Below are 16,606 nucleotides of genomic sequence, written 5' to 3'. Positions count from 1 at the left end.
GTGGATAAAGCCCAGGCTTTCGTGACCTTCACCTGCAATCACAGTAGCGCATGCTGTCACTTGCGCGCACCGCCGTGGGTATTTGCTGCCCAACTTTGCGGCCCAGCTTCCCCCATTAAGCGGATAGCCCGCCACCACCTCACAGGCTCTTAATGGCTCACCGTTTAGCCATGATCAAAAGGTGCCTCCCATGAGTGGTGCAAGAAGCGTCGAGCAGTGGAAGAGCTTTATCGAAAGCTGCCTGGATTTTCGCCCGGCCGATGCGGTGTTTCGCATCGCCCGCGACATGTTTACCGAGCCCGAGTTGTTCGAGCTGGAGATGGAACTGATCTTCGAAAAGAACTGGATCTACGCCTGCCACGAAAGCGAGCTGGCGAACAACCACGACTTCGTGACGATGCGCGCCGGGCGCCAGCCAATGATCATCACCCGCGACGGCGAAGGCCGGCTCAACGCGTTGATCAATGCCTGCCAACATCGCGGCACCACCCTCACCCGGGTGGGCAAGGGCAACCAGTCCACCTTTACCTGCCCGTTCCACGCCTGGTGCTACAAGAGCGACGGCCGGTTGGTGAAGGTCAAGGCACCGGGGGAATATCCGGAGGGGTTTGATAAAGCCACCCGAGGCCTGAAAAAAGCCCGCATCGACAGCTACAAGGGCTTTGTGTTTATCAGCCTCGACGTGCAGGGCACGGATAGCCTGGAAGACTTCCTCGGCGACGCCAAAGTGTTTTTCGACATGATGGTGGCGCAATCCGCCACGGGGGAGCTGGAGGTGCTGCCGGGCAAGTCCGCCTACACCTATGACGGCAACTGGAAACTGCAAAACGAAAACGGCCTGGACGGTTATCACGTCAGCACCGTGCACTACAACTACGTGGCCACGGTGCAGCATCGCCAGCAGGTCAATACCGAGAACGGCACAGGCTCCAGCACGACCTTGGACTACAGCAAGCTCGGCGCCGGCGACGCCAATACCGACGACGGCTGGTTCGCCTTCAACAACGGCCACAGCGTGTTGTTCAGCGACATGCCCAACCCCAGCGTGCGCTCCGGCTACGCCACGATCATGCCGCGACTGGTACAAGAGCACGGCCAGCAAAAGGCCGAGTGGATGATGCACCGCCTGCGTAACCTGAACATCTACCCCAGCCTGTTCTTCCTCGACCAGATCAGCTCACAGCTGCGCATCATCCGCCCGGTGGCCTGGAACAAGACCGAGATCATCAGCCAGTGCCTGGGTGTGAAGGATGAGTCCGATGCGGATCGCGAAAACCGCATTCGCCAATTCGAAGATTTCTTCAACGTCTCGGGCATGGGCACGCCGGACGACTTGGTGGAATTTCGCGAAGCCCAGCGCGGTTTCCAGGGCCGCCTGGAGCGCTGGAGCGATATCTCACGGGGCAGCCACCGCTGGGAAACCGGGCCTACGCCCAACAGCGAAGCCATTGGCATCCAACCAGCCATGACCGGCACCGAGTTCACCCACGAAGGTTTGTACGTCAACCAGCATCGCAACTGGCAACAGTTCCTGCTCAAGGGCCTGGACCGGCAAGCGCTGACACTGCGGGAGGTGAAGTGATGAATGCACAGTTGCAGTACCAGATCGAGCAGTTTTTCTACCGCAAATCCGAACTGTGCGACGCCCAGGACTGGGATGCCTATGTGCAGTTGTTCGACCCGCAGAGTGAATTCCACCTGCCGCAATGGGACTCGGAACACGTCTACACCCGCGACCCCAAGCGCGAGATGTCGTTGATCTACTACGCCAACCGTTCGGGCCTGGAAGACCGCGTGTTCCGCCTGCGCACCGGCAAGGCCGCCTCGGCCACACCGATGCCGCGCACCTTGCACCTGATCAATAACGTACGCATTGCCGAACAAAGCGACGGCACCTTGGAGGTGCGCTTGAACTGGCACACGCTGTTTTATCGGTTGGCTACGTCCGAGCAGTTCTATGGGCACGCAACCTATCGCCTCAAGCCCGAGGGCGACAGCTGGCTGATCACGCGCAAGCACGCCTTGCTGCTCAACGACACCATCAACTCGGTGCTGGATTTCTATCACCTCTGAAGCACCGGAGCTGTTCAGATGACTCACAAAGTGGCCTTCAGCTTTGCCGATGGCAAAACCCTGTTTTTTCCGGTGGGCGCCAATGAAATTCTCTTGGATGCGGCCCTGCGTAACGGTATCAAGATCCCATTGGATTGCCGCGAAGGCGTGTGCGGCACCTGCCAGGGCCGCTGCGAATCGGGAAACTACACACAAGACTATGTAGACGACGAAGCCCTCTCCAGCCTCGACCTGCAACAACGCAAGATGCTCAGTTGCCAGACCCGGGTGCAGTCCGACGCCACCTTCTACTTCGACTTCGATTCAAGCCTGTGCAATGCGTCCGGGCCAGTGCAGGTACGCGGTAAGGTGAGCGACGTGCAGCAGGTCTCCACCAGTACAGCGATCCTGCAAGTGCAACTGCAGCAGCCACTGGATTTCCTGCCCGGCCAATACGCTCGCCTCGCGGTGCCCGGCACCGACAGTTGGCGCTCCTACTCCTTCGCCAATCGGCCGGGCAACCAACTGCAATTCCTGGTGCGCCTGCTGCCGGATGGGGTGATGAGCAAATATTTGCGCGAGCGCTGCCAGGTGGGCGACGAGATGCTGCTGGAGGCGCCATTGGGGGCGTTCTACCTGCGCCATGTCACCCAGCCGCTGGTGCTGGTGGCGGGCGGCACAGGCTTGTCGGCGTTGCTGGGTATGCTCGATGAGCTGGCGGCCAACGGCTGCGCGCAACCGGTGCACCTGTACTACGGCGTGCGCGGGGCCGAGGATTTATGCGAAGCGGCGCGTATCCAGGACTACGCGGGGAAAATCCCGGGCTTTCGCTACACCGAAGTGCTCAGCGAACCCTCCGATGACTGGTCCGGCAAGCGCGGTTACCTTACCGAACATTTCGACCTGGCCGAATTGCGGGATAGATCGGCGGATATGTACCTGTGCGGCCCCCCGCCAATGGTCGAATCCATCCAACAATGGCTGGCGGATCAGGCACTTGATGGCGTTCAGCTGTATTACGAAAAGTTCACCCAGAGTAATATCTGACCCTCAGCACTTCTGAGGGGCCGATGCGGCGTGCACTCACCCTTGAGAAAAACAAGTAGAAGGGAATGTTAATGGCGGATGACATGGTTAACCCGGTGGGCCTCAAGCGTGGCCTGAAGAACCGGCACATTCAGCTGATCGCCTTGGGAGGGGCGATTGGTACAGGCTTGTTCCTCGGCTCGGCCGGGGTACTCAAGTCGGCGGGGCCGTCGATGATCCTGGGCTATGCGATTGCAGGCTTTATCGCGTTCCTGATCATGCGCCAGCTCGGCGAGATGATCGTCGAGGAGCCGGTGGCCGGTTCATTCAGCCACTTCGCGCACAAATACTGGGGCGGCTACGCGGGCTTCTTGGCGGGCTGGAACTACTGGGTGCTGTATGTGCTGGTGGGCATGGCCGAACTGACGGCGGTGGGCAAGTACATCCAGTTCTGGTGGCCGGAGATTCCGACCTGGGTGAGCGCGCTGGTGTTCTTTGTCGCGGTGAACCTGATCAACACCCTGAACGTGAAGTTCTTCGGCGAAGCCGAGTTCTGGTTCGCGATCATCAAGGTGGTGGCGATTGTCGGCATGATCGTGCTCGGCTGCTACCTTTTGTTCAGCGGCACTGGTGGCCCGCAAGCCTCGGTTAGCAACCTGTGGAGCCATGGCGGTTTCTTCCCCAATGGCGGCATGGGGCTGTTGATGTCCATGGCCTTCATCATGTTCTCGTTCGGTGGCCTGGAGCTGGTCGGCATCACCGCCGCCGAGGCCAGCGAGCCACGCAAGGTGATTCCCAAGGCGATCAACCAGGTGGTGTACCGCATCCTGATTTTCTACGTCGGCGCGCTGACCGTGCTGTTGTCGCTGTACCCGTGGGATCAACTGCTGCAGACCCTCGGCGCGTCCGGCGATGCCTACAGCGGCAGCCCGTTTGTGCAGATCTTCTCGCTGATCGGCAACGACACCGCCGCCCACATCCTCAACTTCGTGGTGCTGACCGCGGCGTTGTCGGTGTACAACAGCGGCGTGTACTGCAACAGCCGCATGCTGTTTGGCCTGGCCGAGCAAGGTGACGCGCCCAAGGCGCTGATGAAGCTCAACAAGCAAGGCGTGCCGCTGCGGGCGTTGGCGATTTCAGCCTTGGTGACGATGCTGTGTGTGGTGGTCAACTATGTCGCGCCGCAGAGTGCCCTGGAGTTGCTGTTTGCGCTGGTGGTTGCTTCGCTGATGATCAACTGGGCGCTGATCAGCATCACCCATATCAAGTTCCGCAAGGCCATGGGCGAGCAAGGCGTGACGCCGTCGTTCAAGACCTTCTGGTTCCCGTTCAGCAATTACCTTTGCCTGGCGTTCATGCTGATGATCATCAGCGTGATGCTGGCAATCCCGGGGATTCGCGAGTCGGTGTATGCGATGCCGGTGTGGGTGGGGATTATCTATGTGGCCTATCGGCTGCGGATGAAAAACGCGACGGTTGCAGTAACGCAATAAACCATGTGGGAGGGGGCTTGCTCCCTCCCACATTTTTAACTGCATTCCAAATGAAAAGCCCCGGTAATCCGGGGCTTTTTGTTTAGAGGGTGGAACGTACTCGCCAGAGTTCGGGGAACAGCACCGTGTCGAGCATCTTGCGCAAATACCCCACGCCTTCGGTGCCACCAGTGCCCGGCTGGAAGCCGATGATCCGCTCCACCGTGGTCACATGCCGGAAGCGCCATTGGCGGAACGAATCCTCCAGGTCGATGAACTTCTCGGCCAACTGATACAAATCCCAATACCGGCTCGGGTCGCGATACACCTCACGCCACGCCGCCTCCACCGACTCATCATGCACTGTGGCCGCCGTCGGGTCGCGCTCGGCGCGCTGGGGGTCAATCGCCAGCCCCGCCTTGATCATCAGGTTGATCGCCTCGTCATAGAGCGACGGCGTGGCAATCGCCACCTGAAGCTCCTGCAACAGTTCCGGCCGATGAGCATGGGGGCGCAGCAATGCCGGGCTCTTGTTGCCGAGGATGAATTCGATCTCGCGGTACTGGAACGACTGGAACCCCGACGACTGCCCCAGGAATGGGCGAATTGCCTTGTACTCCGACGGCGTCATGGTCGCCAGCACCGCCCAGGCGTGCACCAGTTGGTCGAAGATCCGCGAGACTCGCGCCAGCATCTTGAACGCCGGCGGCAACTCACCCAGGCGCACGTGTTCGCGGGCGGCCTTGAGTTCGTGGAGCATCAGTTTCATCCACAGCTCCGAAGTCTGGTGCTGGATGATGAAGAGCATCTCGTTGTGGTCAGGCGACAGCGGGTGCTGGGCGCTGAGGACTTTGCCCAGGTCCAGGTAGTCGCCATAGCTCATGGACTCGGAAAAATTCAGTTCGGCGTTATGCCATTCTTCCGGTGGCTGGTAATCGGCAGAGAAGGGACATTGGCTCATCGCGTGGGCTCCTTGAGCGGGCGCAGGATTGCGCGGACCGGGCTGGCATCGAGGTTGGCAAAGCGCAGCGGCAGTGCGATCAGTTCATAGTCGCCCTCCGGTACCTCATCGAGCACGATGCCTTCGAGGATCGCCATGCCGTGACGGGCTACCGCGTTGTGGGAATCCATGGTCTTGGACTGTTGCGGGTCCAGGGACGGCGTGTCGATACCGATCAGGCGCACACCCAGGCTGGCGAGCAGTTCAATGGTTTGTGGGGCGATGGCGGTGAAATTCGCATCCCATTCGGTGAGCGGCGCTTGTGGATAAGTGCGCAGCAGCACGCGCTCCGGCAGGTTATCCACACGGCCTTGCAACTGGTGTGGCTGCACCAACGCGCCGCTGCCCAGGCAATGCAGCACCCGGCACGGGCCCATGTACACGTCCAACGACACCTCGCCAATCGGCGCACCGTCAGCACTGTAATGCAGCGGAGCATCCACATGGGCACCGGTGTGCGGCGACAAGGTCACGCGCCCCACATTCACCGGGCACTCCGGGCCGAACTGCCACACGCGCTCTTCCTGGAACGGCGTATCGCCAGGCCAGGTCGGGGTCGCCGTGCTCAAGGGCGGGCTGATATCCCACCACGTTTTTATTGGGTTCATTGCAAGGCTCTCACGGGGTACTGGGGTGAATGATACGAGGGCCAGCTCTGAATTTTCTTGCGAATTCTGGCGTCATAGGCGAATTCTTTCGCAGTTACTGCGATAAAAAGACAAATTACCGAACAATTCACACAGATCCAATGTGGGAGGGGGCTTGCTCCCGATAGCGGTGTGTCAGTAGCCATAGCAGTGACTGACACACTGCTATCGGGAGCAAGCCCCCTCCCACATTAACTGCGCTTCTGGGCATACCGATGTCGAGTCCAGACCACCAGCCCCGGCCGCGACGCTATAGGGTTCGACTCTTCTACCCTTGCCTCGGAGGCATCATGTCCAAGCCTATCACCGTACTGCGCGACACCCACCCACTGCCGGTCCTGGATGCCTGCAAATGGGAAAAGCTTGAAGGCGACCCGCACACCGTCAATCTCAACGCCTACACCAGCGAAGACGGCAGCAAGATCATGGGCACCTGGATCTGCACACCGGGCAAGTGGTACGTGGAATACGTGAAGTGGGAATACTGCCATTTCCAGGAAGGCTACTGCGTGATCACGCCGGAAGGCATGGAGCCGATTCATTTGCGCGCTGGGGATATCTTTGTGGTGGAGCCGGGGATGAAGGGCACGTGGGAAGTGGTGGAGACCGTGCGCAAGTACTTCGTTTTTGCTTGATCCCGTCACCTGAAAAGGGCCATCCCGGCCCTTTTTGCTGCAACGCCATGACCTCGTGTCTACGCCCTTTATTGCCCCGCACCACAAAAAAAAACATACAACAGCCGTTTTTCCGAGCTATATTTTTCAGCAATACGCTGGAAAAAAACCTGAATATGCAAAAAATCACCTGCCCTATCTATCAGCGCGCACATACACTACTTTAGTTATAGCTAGTATTAATTTTGACAGCATCGCCTGCTTCGTATAATTTCATTGGAACCTCGTTAATACCCAGACTCATCGGATTATAATCACATGATAATAGCGGCCTGAGCAAAAGGTGCAGACGTTCACATTATCTCAACTTTCAACCCACACCCGTGGAAAATGCCAGGAGAGTTGAATTAGAATCCTGTTGTATTGGCTGCACGGTTCTAAGCTTTCCAACTTCTCGAAACATTACTGTCCGCGGCAGTTGAGACCGCGCTTTTGTATGTAAAAGGACTAGAAAAATGCCTGATAAAACTACGCGCCTGACCATCCTCATCGACGCGCCGACCAAACAACGGCTGGAATCCTTGTCCAGCGACGTTGACCTTACTATCTCTCAGGTCATTCGCAAATTGATTCGCGACCATCTTCAACAACACGACAATCCCATTATTTCTCCTGTCCGAGAGCCGGCAAAGGAAGATTCGTCGCTGTTTTCCTGATAGCTATATGTAGACCTCAGCACACTTACGGACAATAACTCTGTAGCGACAAAGTTTGCATTTTTTGACCAGCCTGCACGTCAAATAATAATTATTGTCGTCAAGTTATGATGCATGGAGAGTTTCGCCTATGAAACAGCAACTGCTCGCCTGCTACACTCTTTTGAGCAAAAACGTTAAAGAGCTGACTGTCTCGCCAGACGCCCCGCACACCTGCACCTTATTTTTTTCAATAAGTGATAGCGCCCACCGTGCGGTGGTTTTTCATATGACGGCTGATAACTTCGAAACTGCGTGGCAATTGGGCGAACTTGAACTGCAACGTCGCTACGCCCAGGCTGTTTGCCAGCGTACGAATGAAACCGATCGTTCGTGGATCCGTGTCGAACGTGCATTCAACGTGACGCCAATAACCTGGGACAAGTTATGTGAGCGTCTCAAGCGTCATAAGCGCAACTATTTCAGGCACGGCCTGGCGTTTGATGCGGATATGCAGCTGGCAATCACCGAACAGGAATTGAATGCCAATGCCATCCTGTACGGCGGCAGCAATATTGCCCACGCGACCTTCAACGCGAATAACTTCGCCATCTATGCCAAGCGACGGTTCAACGGCTCGCAGGCCGCTGCCGTCATCGCAGGGCTTACCCCCGAAACTCGTGTATTTACCTTCAACACAACCGGTGTGTTCTGCGCCGAAGATGGCATTGCCCACGCCCTGAACAGCAGCGGGCCGCAAAGCGGCTGGCGTGCACTGGGAGCGCTCGCGCCTGATGACATTCGGGCCTGTATAAACAGCGCATCCAGCTACCTGAGCACACAAGTGCAAGACAGCGGGCAGTTTATCTATGGCTATTTCCCCTGCTTTGACCGAACCATCAAAAACTACAACACGCTGCGTCACGCGAGCACCACTTACTCGATGATCGAGGCCTGGGCGCTGACCGGCGATAAACCGCTGAAAGCGGCTATCGAACGTTCACTGGCTCACCTCACTGAGGTGCTGATCAGGCCCTCTTTGCTGCCCGATGGCAGCGTGGCGGCATTTCTTATCGACACCGACAACGAAATCAAGCTGGGCGGCAATGCGGTGTGCCTGCTGGCGCTGGTCAAGTACAGCGAAGTCACCGGCACTCGCCGTTATCTGCCGCTGCTCGAAGCCCTCGCCAACGGCATGGCCTGGATGCAGGATTCCGCCAGCGGGGCGTTCGTGCACGTATTGCATGCCCAGGACCTGAGCGTCAAAGAGCCCTTTAGAATTATCTATTACGATGGCGAAGCCGCGTTTGGGCTGATCCGCCTCCATGGGCTGACCGGCAACGAACGCTGGCTGACCATGGTGGAAAAAGCCTTCGATTATTTCATCGAGAAAGAGCATTGGCGCGAGCATGACCACTGGCTCAGCTGCTGCGTGAACGAGTTGACGCGCTACCGGCCTGACGAAAAATATTTCCGCTTCGGCCTGAACAACGTCGCTGGCTACCTGGGGTTCGTCCAACAACGCATTACCACCTTCCCTACATTACTGGAACTGATGATGGCAGCGCAGCAGATGTTGACGCGCATCGCCCAGCAACCGCAACTGCGCCACCTGCTTGAAGAGATCGATCTGCACGCGTTCTATGGCGCTTTGCATCATCGCGCACGCTACCTGCTCAATGGCTACTTCTGGCCGGAACTGGCGATGTATTTTGCCAACCCCGCGCGCATCGCCGGAGCATTCTTTATCCGTCATCACGCGTTCAGGGTGCGGATCGACGATGTAGAGCATTATCTTTCCGGGCTGATCGCTTACCACCGTTACCTGCTCGATGGCGCGCCCCAGGTCAGTTTGGCCCAGGGCACAACCGGCATGGATCGAACCTGGGACGCTCATACCCTGGCCCAGGTGACCCAGGGCACTTGGGCAATCCCACCGCCGTCCGACTGGTGTGCAACAGGGCTGACGCCCTCCATGCAGTTCTTCAAGCCGCAACGCATCCTGAGTCGCCATCCCAGCCGGGTCGGCCCCAATGAAGCGCAATCGGCGCAACGCTGGGCCCAAGCCCGACCCGAACGTCGGCCGTCAGCCTTCATGTGTGTGGACCCGACTCCCTATCTGGGTAGCGGGCTGCCGGTATTGCAAGTGGCCGACACCAGCGAAGCCATGTTGCAGATGGGCCGCCACTCCCGGCAGCACTTCAGTGGAACAGTGTTTGGCGTGACCGGCAGTTTCGGCAAGACCACCGTCGTGGCAATGCTCGCCCAGGCATTGAAACACTGGGGCGAAGTGGGGCAGACCGAAGCCAACGCCAACCTGCCCCATGGCATTGCCTGGAACCTGGCGAGCATGACTGAGCCGGCAGAATTCTGGGTGCTGGAAATGGCCGTCGGGCGCATGCCGATCAACTCGGCGCTGGTTCGCCCGCACGTTGCAATAGTCACCGGAATCGCACCAGCGCATTTGGAATATCACGGGACCCTGGAAAACCTGGCGCGCAAAAAAAGCGCGATCTTCAGCGCCATGGCACCGGGTGGCCATGCGGTACTCTGTCGCGATATGCCTTACTACGAGCTGTTCGCCGAAGCGGCCAGGGTGGCCCGGCTGCACGTGATCAGCTTTGGCGAACACCCCGAAGCGGACCTGCGCTTGCTGGATTGGAGCAGCGAGGACGCGCAGGTAACCGTCAACGCACTCATCGCCGGACAACCGATGAAGTTCAGCCTGCAGGCACGCGGCAGGCACATGGTGCTCAACGCGTTGGCGGTGCTGGCTGCGCTGTCTGCGGGCGGGCTGGCGGCCGCGCAGGCGTTGGAAGCGCTGGGAGCCTTCATGCCGATCGAGGGCCGCGGCAATGTCCTGACTGTCGCCTGTACAGGCGGTCATTTCCAACTGATCAACGATGCCTACAACGCCAATCCGGGCTCGATGAATGCCGCCCTGCGCTCCATGACCGACGTGCCTGCCCTGCCTCACCAGCGTGTGCTGGTGCTGGGGGATATGCTCGAACTCGGTGCCGACGCCCAACGTTATCACCTGGAGATGGCCGATTCCTTACGGGCCGTGGCGCCACGGCAGGTGCTGCTGTGCGGGCCGTTGATGCACGCGTTGTACCTGTCCCTGCGTGATGAGCTACCTGTGCAATGGTTCGAGAATGCCAAGGCGCTGACCCAGGCACTGGCGAACGACCCCGACCAGTGGTTTCAGCCCGGCGATTGGGTCATGGTGAAAAGCTCGGGCGGGACGGGCTTGTCACACCTGTGTGATGGCTTGACCTCTCGCCAGCCGGCGCTGCAGGCCTAGCCTGCGCACTGCGCCGCAGTCTTCAGCCCGATGTCATGGCGCAGTTGGTGAAAGGTCGTGGGCACGCCTTGCGCCCTGATCAAATGAGCCTGGTGCCCGGCACGCATCAGCGCCTGGAAAAAAGCCTTCTGCAAGGCAAACGGTGCGATTTGATCGCCCGTGCTGCCAATCACGTACAGCTGGCGTGTCGGCGCGGCGGCAATGCCAGCGATGTGCTGGGCCGGGTCATAGGGATGCAGCAATCCATTGGTGTCACGCCCCGGCCTTGAAGGCAGGCCCTTGCTCTGGCGGATCATTTGCGCCCGCTGCACCAGCGAGAAAGCCCCGGAGGTCATCACCGCGCATTTCACGTCGGTGCGGCCCAGCGTCAATAGCGCGGCAGCAACCGTAGCGCCGCCGCTGTGCCCGAGCAACACGAACTGGCCAATACCATAGCGCTCGCGCAACTGATCCAGCGCCCCATTGAGCGCAATGAATTCCTGCGCCTGACGCCGTTGCCCATGGTCACCGCTGGAGCCGTAGGTACCTGGGCGCGCCACGATCACCAAGGGCACACCGACGCGTTTGGTCAGCGCCCTGGCCTGGTTCACTTTGGCGGCCAAAGTATTGCCGGCAATCGCCTGCGGCGCGCGATTCATTTCGGTCGTGCGATCACCGTGAAACATCACAATGACCACGGGCGCATGCTCAAGGGCGGCGCCAGCGAAGTAACGAATGCACGCCTCGGCTCGGCCAGCCTCGACCCACAGCGCCGAGCCCGGCTCAGTGCAGGTGGCACGGTCGGCAGGCGTATTCCAGCGCAGCGGCGTCGTGGCGTCATTGAACGCCTGCGCCCAGGACGCACAGACCATCGTCAGTCCGAATAGTACACAGGTGCCGAACGTTCTACCCACCTTGCCTCCCTAGCGTTCTCGCAACGCTTCGCGTGCCCGGTTCATTGGTTTGATCAGGTAGTCGAGCACGGTTTTCCGGCCGGTCTTGATGTCCACCGACGCGATCATGCCCGGCACGATCGAGAACGACTTGCCGGCTTTGTTTTTCAAGGTGTCGGCATCCGTGCGAATGAACACCCGGTAGTAAAAAACTTCCGGTTTGACTTCGTCCTGGATGGTATCCGGAGAAATGGTCACCACCTTGCCGTCCATTCCGCCGTAAATGGCATAGTCATAGGCCGTGATCTTGACCTTGGCCACCTGGTCGGGATGGATGAAGGCAATGTCCCTCGGCGAGACGCGCGCTTCAATCAGCAGTTGTTCATCCAACGGCACAATCTGCATCAGCCGCCCGTTGGGAGGAATGATCCCGCCGATGGTGGTTACCTCAATGTCCTTGACGATACCGCGCACCGGCGAGCGCAACGTCAAGCGGGTGACCGAATCCGAACGCCCGCGCATCACCGACGACAGCGTCTGGACATCCGCGTTGACCTTGGCCAGGTCCTCACCGGCGCGCACCAGGTAATCGGAGCGCGCCTGGCTGAGCTTCAATTCCAGTTCGGCCTTCTGGCGCTTGAGGCGCAGCACCTCGACATTGCTGGCGGCCCCGACCTTGGCCAGGTTCTCGGTGATCTCCAGCTCGCTGCGCACCAGCCCCAGGGAAGAACGCACGCCGGCCAAGGATTCCTCCAGGCCTTTGCGCCGGGTGTTGAACAGATCGGTTTCAGCACTGATCAGTGCCGGATAACGTGCCAGCTCCGCTGGGAATGCCAACGGCTTGCCGTTCACTTCGGCCTGCAACCGAGCCACGCTGGCCAGGGACGCCCGGTACTTGGAGGCGCTTTCATCGAAGTTGGATTCAGTCTTGGTCGGATCGAGCTTGGCCAGGATCTGCCCCTGCTTGACGATATCACCCTCCCCCACATTCAGCTCGGTAACGATCCCGCCTTCCAGGGACTGGATGATTTGCTCGCGGGAGGTCGGAATGACCTTGCCGCTGCCGGTGGAAACCTCGTCCACTTCAAACACATAGGCCCAGGCGCCAAACACCAGAAGCATGACCGCCACCCACGCCACCACGCGTGTGGAGCGCAGCACTGTGCTGTCATCCACACCCTCGTGGGGACGCCCGATTTGTTCGTCTTCACTGGCGAGCAGGGGGATTTTTTTCAGCGTATGGGTTTTCACTGGTTTTTCCCCTTGGGTTTGGATAGCCGCGCAATGGCGTTGTCCTTGCTGTCATCGACGATGATCCGGCCGTTGTCGACCACAATGATGCGGTTAACCAGGCTCAATACGCTCATGCGGTGGGTGGCGATAATCAGCGTGCGATGGGCGGCCCAGCGGTCCAGGTTCTGAATCAATTGGCGCTCGGTGGCTTCATCCAGGGACGCGGTGGGCTCGTCGAGCAGGACGATCTGCGGTTGGCGAATGATCAAGCGTGACAGCAGCAACGATTGGCGCTGGCCGCCAGAGAGGCCGAGGCCGCCTTCGAGGATCAGGTGATCCATGCCGTCGGCGAATTTGCCAATGAAGTCGGCGGCCCCAGTGAGGGCCAGGGCCTGGAGGATTTCCTGATCCGACGCATGGGGAGCCCCCATGATCAGGTTGTCGCGCAGGGTGCCGTGGAACAGACGCGAGTTTTGCGTCATCAGCCCCACATCCCGGCGCACGTCCGCCGGGTCGATATGGCTCAGGGCAACCCCATCCAGGCTGATACTGCCGCTCTTGAGATCGAGCATTCCGGCCAAGGCCTGCAACAAGGTCGATTTGCCCGCGCCGTTACGGCCGAGAATGGCGATACGCTCACCCGGCTGGATCTGCAGATCCGCCACCAACAACGCCGGCACCGGGGCTTCGTCGCAATACTGGAACGCCGCCTGATTGAGCACGTAATGACCGCGCACCACCGGTAAATGCACACGCTTGCTGTCTTCAGCGTGGTCCACCGGCAATTCCATGATGCGGTTCAAACTCTGCAGCGCCACCTTGGCCTGCTGCCAGCGTGTCAGTACCTGGGTGATCTGCGACATCGGCGCCATCATTCGCGAGGCCAGGATCGAGGCGGCCACCAGGCTACCCGTCGTCATATCGCTGGCCATGACCATGGGCGCACCGAACACCACGACCACGGCAAACACCGAGCCCTGTACGTTGTTGCTCCATGCCACCAATTTATTGGTGAGCAGCCGCAGCCGCAGGCTGGCATCGCCACAGGTGGCGTTGTAATGGTTCCATTGCTGCGAAAAGCGCTGCTCGGCTTGCAGGGCCTTGATGTCGTCAAGGCCTTGTACGGTTTCGACCAGCATTGCGCTGCGCAACGAGCCCTCACGCATCGACTCGGAGGCCAACGCCGCGAGTTTTTTCTGCGCCAGCAAGCCCGGCACCACCAGAAACAGTACGGCCACCAAGGGTACGGCGACCAACGGGCCGGCGATCAACCAGTAGATCACCAGGAACAGCAGAAAAAACGGAAGATCTGCCAGTGCTGTCGCCGTGCTCGAGGTGATCAGTTCACGCAGTTGCTCCAATTCCTTGAGCTGGGAAATGAACGAACCGGTGGACCTGGGCCGGGCGCTGTTACGCAGGCGGATGGCGTGACCGAACACCAGGTCCGAGACGCGCAGGTCGGCGCGTTTACCGAGCATGTCGGTAATGCGCACGCGGGTGATGCGCATGATGAAGTCGAAGATCAACGCCAGCATTACCCCGCCAAACAGCACATACAGGGTGGGCATGGATTCGGCGGGAATGACGCGGTCGTACACCTGCATGGAAAAGAGCACCCCGGCCAGGCCGAGCACGCTGGTGACCAGGGACGCAAGCATCACGTAGCCGTACGGCCGCAAGTCACGCAGCACGATGGAGGTAAACCAGTCCTTTTGATAGGGCTTGATGTAGCCGTCGACCCGAGTATCGCGCACCGCGCGCATTGGCCGCAGGATCACCGTCTTGCGTGCCTGCTCCAGCAATTCGCGGTGAGTGAGGCGACTTTGCAAACCGCCATCACCGCTGTAGGCGATGCCTACGCTGTCATCCTCACCGAGGATTTCCAGCACACCGACCTGGCCATCATCGAACTGCAACACCAGCGGCAACTGGCGTTGCATCAAGGTCGATGCGCAAAAGTCGCCGATCACACAATTCAACCCGGCCTGACGCGCCATACGCCGCACGACGTCTTCCACCGACGCACTGTCGCTCCATTGGGCTGCGAGACGCACGCTTTGCGCTGAACACTCCAGGCGGTAATGCCGGGCGACGCCAAGAATTGCCTCCAGCCATACCTCGTAATCAAACGTCGGCGGCGAGGTGTGGGGGGGCTGCACTGCACTCAAGTCGTCATCAAGTTTCACGGCTTCATTCATGGCCGAATCTCCACACCCTGCAGGGTGCTGTTGTCCAAATGGAACGCCGTGCGAAGCCCGCCCGTGTTGTAGAGGCAATCGATATTCAGGCGACGCAGGTCAGCCGCGGTGTTTTCCCGATCCATGCGCGCCTGGTGGATTTCCTGCTCGGCATTGAGCAAGTCGAGCAACGGCCGCGTACCCAGCTCGAGGTATTGCTGGCGATAAAGGTCACGGGTCTCGGAGATGCTGCGTTCACGAAAATCCAAGGTCGACAAGCGTTGCGACAAGCTCCCTATCTGGTCGCGGGCTTCCAGCAAACCCTGGCGCACGGCAAGCCGTGCAGCATCGTCGGCCGCCTCGGCCGCGCGCAGCGCCTGTTGCGCCGCGCTCTTGCGTGCGGTGATTGCGCCGCCCTGGTACAGCGGCATCTTTACGTTGAGAAACACGCCATAGCGGGTGCGATCGCGGCCGCCGGGCAGGTTGCTCTCATCGTTGTTGTCCAGGTAGTGGGTGATGGATGGGTCCAGCGAAACCGTGGGCAAGGCTTCGGCACGTGCCTGTGCAATCAGTGCCAAGGCATCGACCCGCTGGGCCTGGGCGATCAGCAATGTCGGCGTGACCGCTGCATCGGGCACCACGCCCACGCAGGACTGTTCCAGGCTGGCCGGAAAACCGCTGGTCACATTCACCGGTGACTGTGCACCAAGCAAACTGCTCAAGGTGCTGCGCCAGCGATTGAATTGCGCGGTGAATTGCATCTGGGTCGCCATTGACGCCTCGACCCGCGAACGGGCCTGGATCAGATCGGAGCGAGTGCTGGCGCCCATGTCACTGCGTTTTTTGGCCAATTCGGCAATCGCCGAAATACCTTCGATCTGCTCACGTGCCACGGTTACCAACCGTTGCGAGCGTTGCAGTTCGATCATCGCAAACGAGGTGTCGCGGGCCACCTGATCAATCGACAGCAAGATGGCCGCCTGGCTGGCGCTGACCCGCGCCAGTGCGCTGTCCACTGAGCTGGAAACCTTGCCGAAGTCATAGAGCATCTGCGACGCCGACAAGGAAAACGCTCGGCTTTGGCCATTGCCACTCAAGCCGCTGTCATAGCCCGAATTGAAGCCACCACTGACTTGCGGGTAGTACCCGGAACGGGCGATGTTCACGTTCTCGTTTTGTTGGTACAGCTGGCCGATCGCCTCGGCAATCGCCGGGTGCCACTCCACGGCCAACTGAATGGCCCGCATGAGGTCGAGGTTGCTCGGTATAGTGCGTTGGGGTGCCACCGGTGCGCTGACGCCCGTTGGCCCTCCCGGTAAATTCGTGCCCAGGTTGCTGGGGCTGATGATGTTGACGGGTTCTTCATCGTCGAAAAGCGACGTGGCCGTGACCGGGTCAATCCCTGGCGCGATCATTGCGACTGCCAGAACCGTGGCAGACAGTTGGTTGGCCAAACTCTTATGCCTCACTGCAAGTCACCTGACTATTGTCAAACCGGATGGGGATAACAACGG

Annotated in this window: 13 protein-coding genes; 7 read left to right on the top strand and 6 right to left on the bottom strand. The window is 59.6% G+C overall.

Annotated features, from left to right (window positions below; genetic code table 11):
- The first annotated feature begins 190 nt into the window (after nt 1-190).
- The 4 genes from antA (at nt 191) to NMB39_RS04615 (ending at nt 4,571) form a co-directional block, all read left to right on the top strand.
- Nucleotides 191-1,582, top strand: coding sequence for an anthranilate 1,2-dioxygenase large subunit (gene antA / locus NMB39_RS04630; protein ID WP_056845954.1), 1,392 nt, complete (start codon nt 191-193; stop codon nt 1,580-1,582).
- The gene (gene antB / locus NMB39_RS04625) at nt 1,582-2,073 is read left to right on the top strand and encodes an anthranilate 1,2-dioxygenase small subunit (protein WP_056845953.1); all 492 of its coding nucleotides are present in this window, start codon (nt 1,582-1,584) and stop codon (nt 2,071-2,073) included. Before antA ends, antB begins: the two co-directional genes overlap by 1 nt.
- An 18-nt stretch (nt 2,074-2,091) precedes the next feature.
- Nucleotides 2,092-3,099 carry an anthranilate 1,2-dioxygenase electron transfer component AntC gene (gene antC, locus NMB39_RS04620; RefSeq protein ID WP_494339584.1) on the top strand — a complete coding sequence of 336 codons (1,008 nt, stop codon included), beginning with the start codon at nt 2,092-2,094 and terminating at the stop codon, nt 3,097-3,099.
- A 71-nt stretch (nt 3,100-3,170) separates the two neighbouring features.
- On the top strand, nt 3,171-4,571 hold the full coding sequence (locus tag NMB39_RS04615; RefSeq protein WP_057025156.1) for an amino acid permease: 1,401 nt from the start codon (nt 3,171-3,173) through the stop codon (nt 4,569-4,571).
- 82 nt (nt 4,572-4,653) lie between these two features.
- Here NMB39_RS04615 and kynA read toward each other — a convergent pair whose 3' ends face one another.
- Nucleotides 4,654-5,511 carry a tryptophan 2,3-dioxygenase gene (gene kynA / locus NMB39_RS04610; protein ID WP_043046745.1) on the bottom strand — a complete coding sequence of 286 codons (858 nt, stop codon included), beginning with the start codon at nt 5,509-5,511 and terminating at the stop codon, nt 4,654-4,656.
- Complete coding sequence (gene kynB / locus NMB39_RS04605; protein WP_043046744.1) at nt 5,508-6,158, bottom strand: arylformamidase; 651 nt, start codon at nt 6,156-6,158, stop codon at nt 5,508-5,510. The genes kynA and kynB overlap by 4 nt, the downstream gene beginning before the upstream one ends.
- Nucleotides 6,159-6,487: 329 nt before the next feature.
- Between kynB and NMB39_RS04600 the strand changes: the two genes are divergently transcribed.
- The 3 genes from NMB39_RS04600 to NMB39_RS04590 all read left to right on the top strand — a co-directional run bounded on the left by NMB39_RS04600 (nt 6,488) and on the right by NMB39_RS04590 (nt 10,810).
- Entirely contained in the window at nt 6,488-6,832 is a 345-nt protein-coding gene (locus tag NMB39_RS04600) for a cupin domain-containing protein (protein WP_003230905.1), read from the top strand.
- 494 nt (nt 6,833-7,326) lie between these two features.
- Nucleotides 7,327-7,527: a hypothetical protein gene (locus NMB39_RS04595; RefSeq protein WP_198719383.1), complete on the top strand. Its 201-nt coding sequence runs from the start codon at nt 7,327-7,329 to the stop codon at nt 7,525-7,527.
- A 268-nt stretch (nt 7,528-7,795) separates the two neighbouring features.
- The gene (locus tag NMB39_RS04590) at nt 7,796-10,810 is read left to right on the top strand and encodes a UDP-N-acetylmuramoyl-tripeptide--D-alanyl-D-alanine ligase (protein ID WP_494339585.1); all 3,015 of its coding nucleotides are present in this window, start codon (nt 7,796-7,798) and stop codon (nt 10,808-10,810) included.
- On the opposite strand, the gene NMB39_RS04585 is transcribed toward NMB39_RS04590, so the two are convergent.
- The 4 genes from NMB39_RS04585 to NMB39_RS04570 are packed head-to-tail and all read right to left on the bottom strand — an operon-like array spanning nt 10,807 to nt 16,507.
- Entirely contained in the window at nt 10,807-11,703 is an 897-nt protein-coding gene (locus NMB39_RS04585; protein ID WP_494339586.1) for an alpha/beta hydrolase family protein, read from the bottom strand. The two genes, NMB39_RS04590 and NMB39_RS04585, sit on opposite strands and share 4 nt — an antisense overlap.
- 9 nt (nt 11,704-11,712) lie before the next feature.
- Nucleotides 11,713-12,879 carry a beta-barrel domain-containing protein gene (locus tag NMB39_RS04580; protein ID WP_057025193.1) on the bottom strand — a complete coding sequence of 389 codons (1,167 nt, stop codon included), beginning with the start codon at nt 12,877-12,879 and terminating at the stop codon, nt 11,713-11,715.
- A gap of 50 nt (nt 12,880-12,929) precedes the next feature.
- Nucleotides 12,930-15,113: a type I secretion system permease/ATPase gene (locus NMB39_RS04575; protein WP_057025152.1), complete on the bottom strand. Its 2,184-nt coding sequence runs from the start codon at nt 15,111-15,113 to the stop codon at nt 12,930-12,932.
- Nucleotides 15,110-16,507, bottom strand: a complete 1,398-nt coding sequence (locus NMB39_RS04570; protein WP_057025151.1) for a TolC family outer membrane protein — start codon at nt 16,505-16,507, stop codon at nt 15,110-15,112. The genes NMB39_RS04575 and NMB39_RS04570 overlap by 4 nt, the downstream gene beginning before the upstream one ends.
- Nucleotides 16,508-16,606 lie beyond the last annotated feature (99 nt).

This window comes from Pseudomonas sp. FBCC-B545 (genome assembly GCF_059134095.1).
This window is presented reverse-complemented; position numbering and strand designations above follow the sequence as displayed.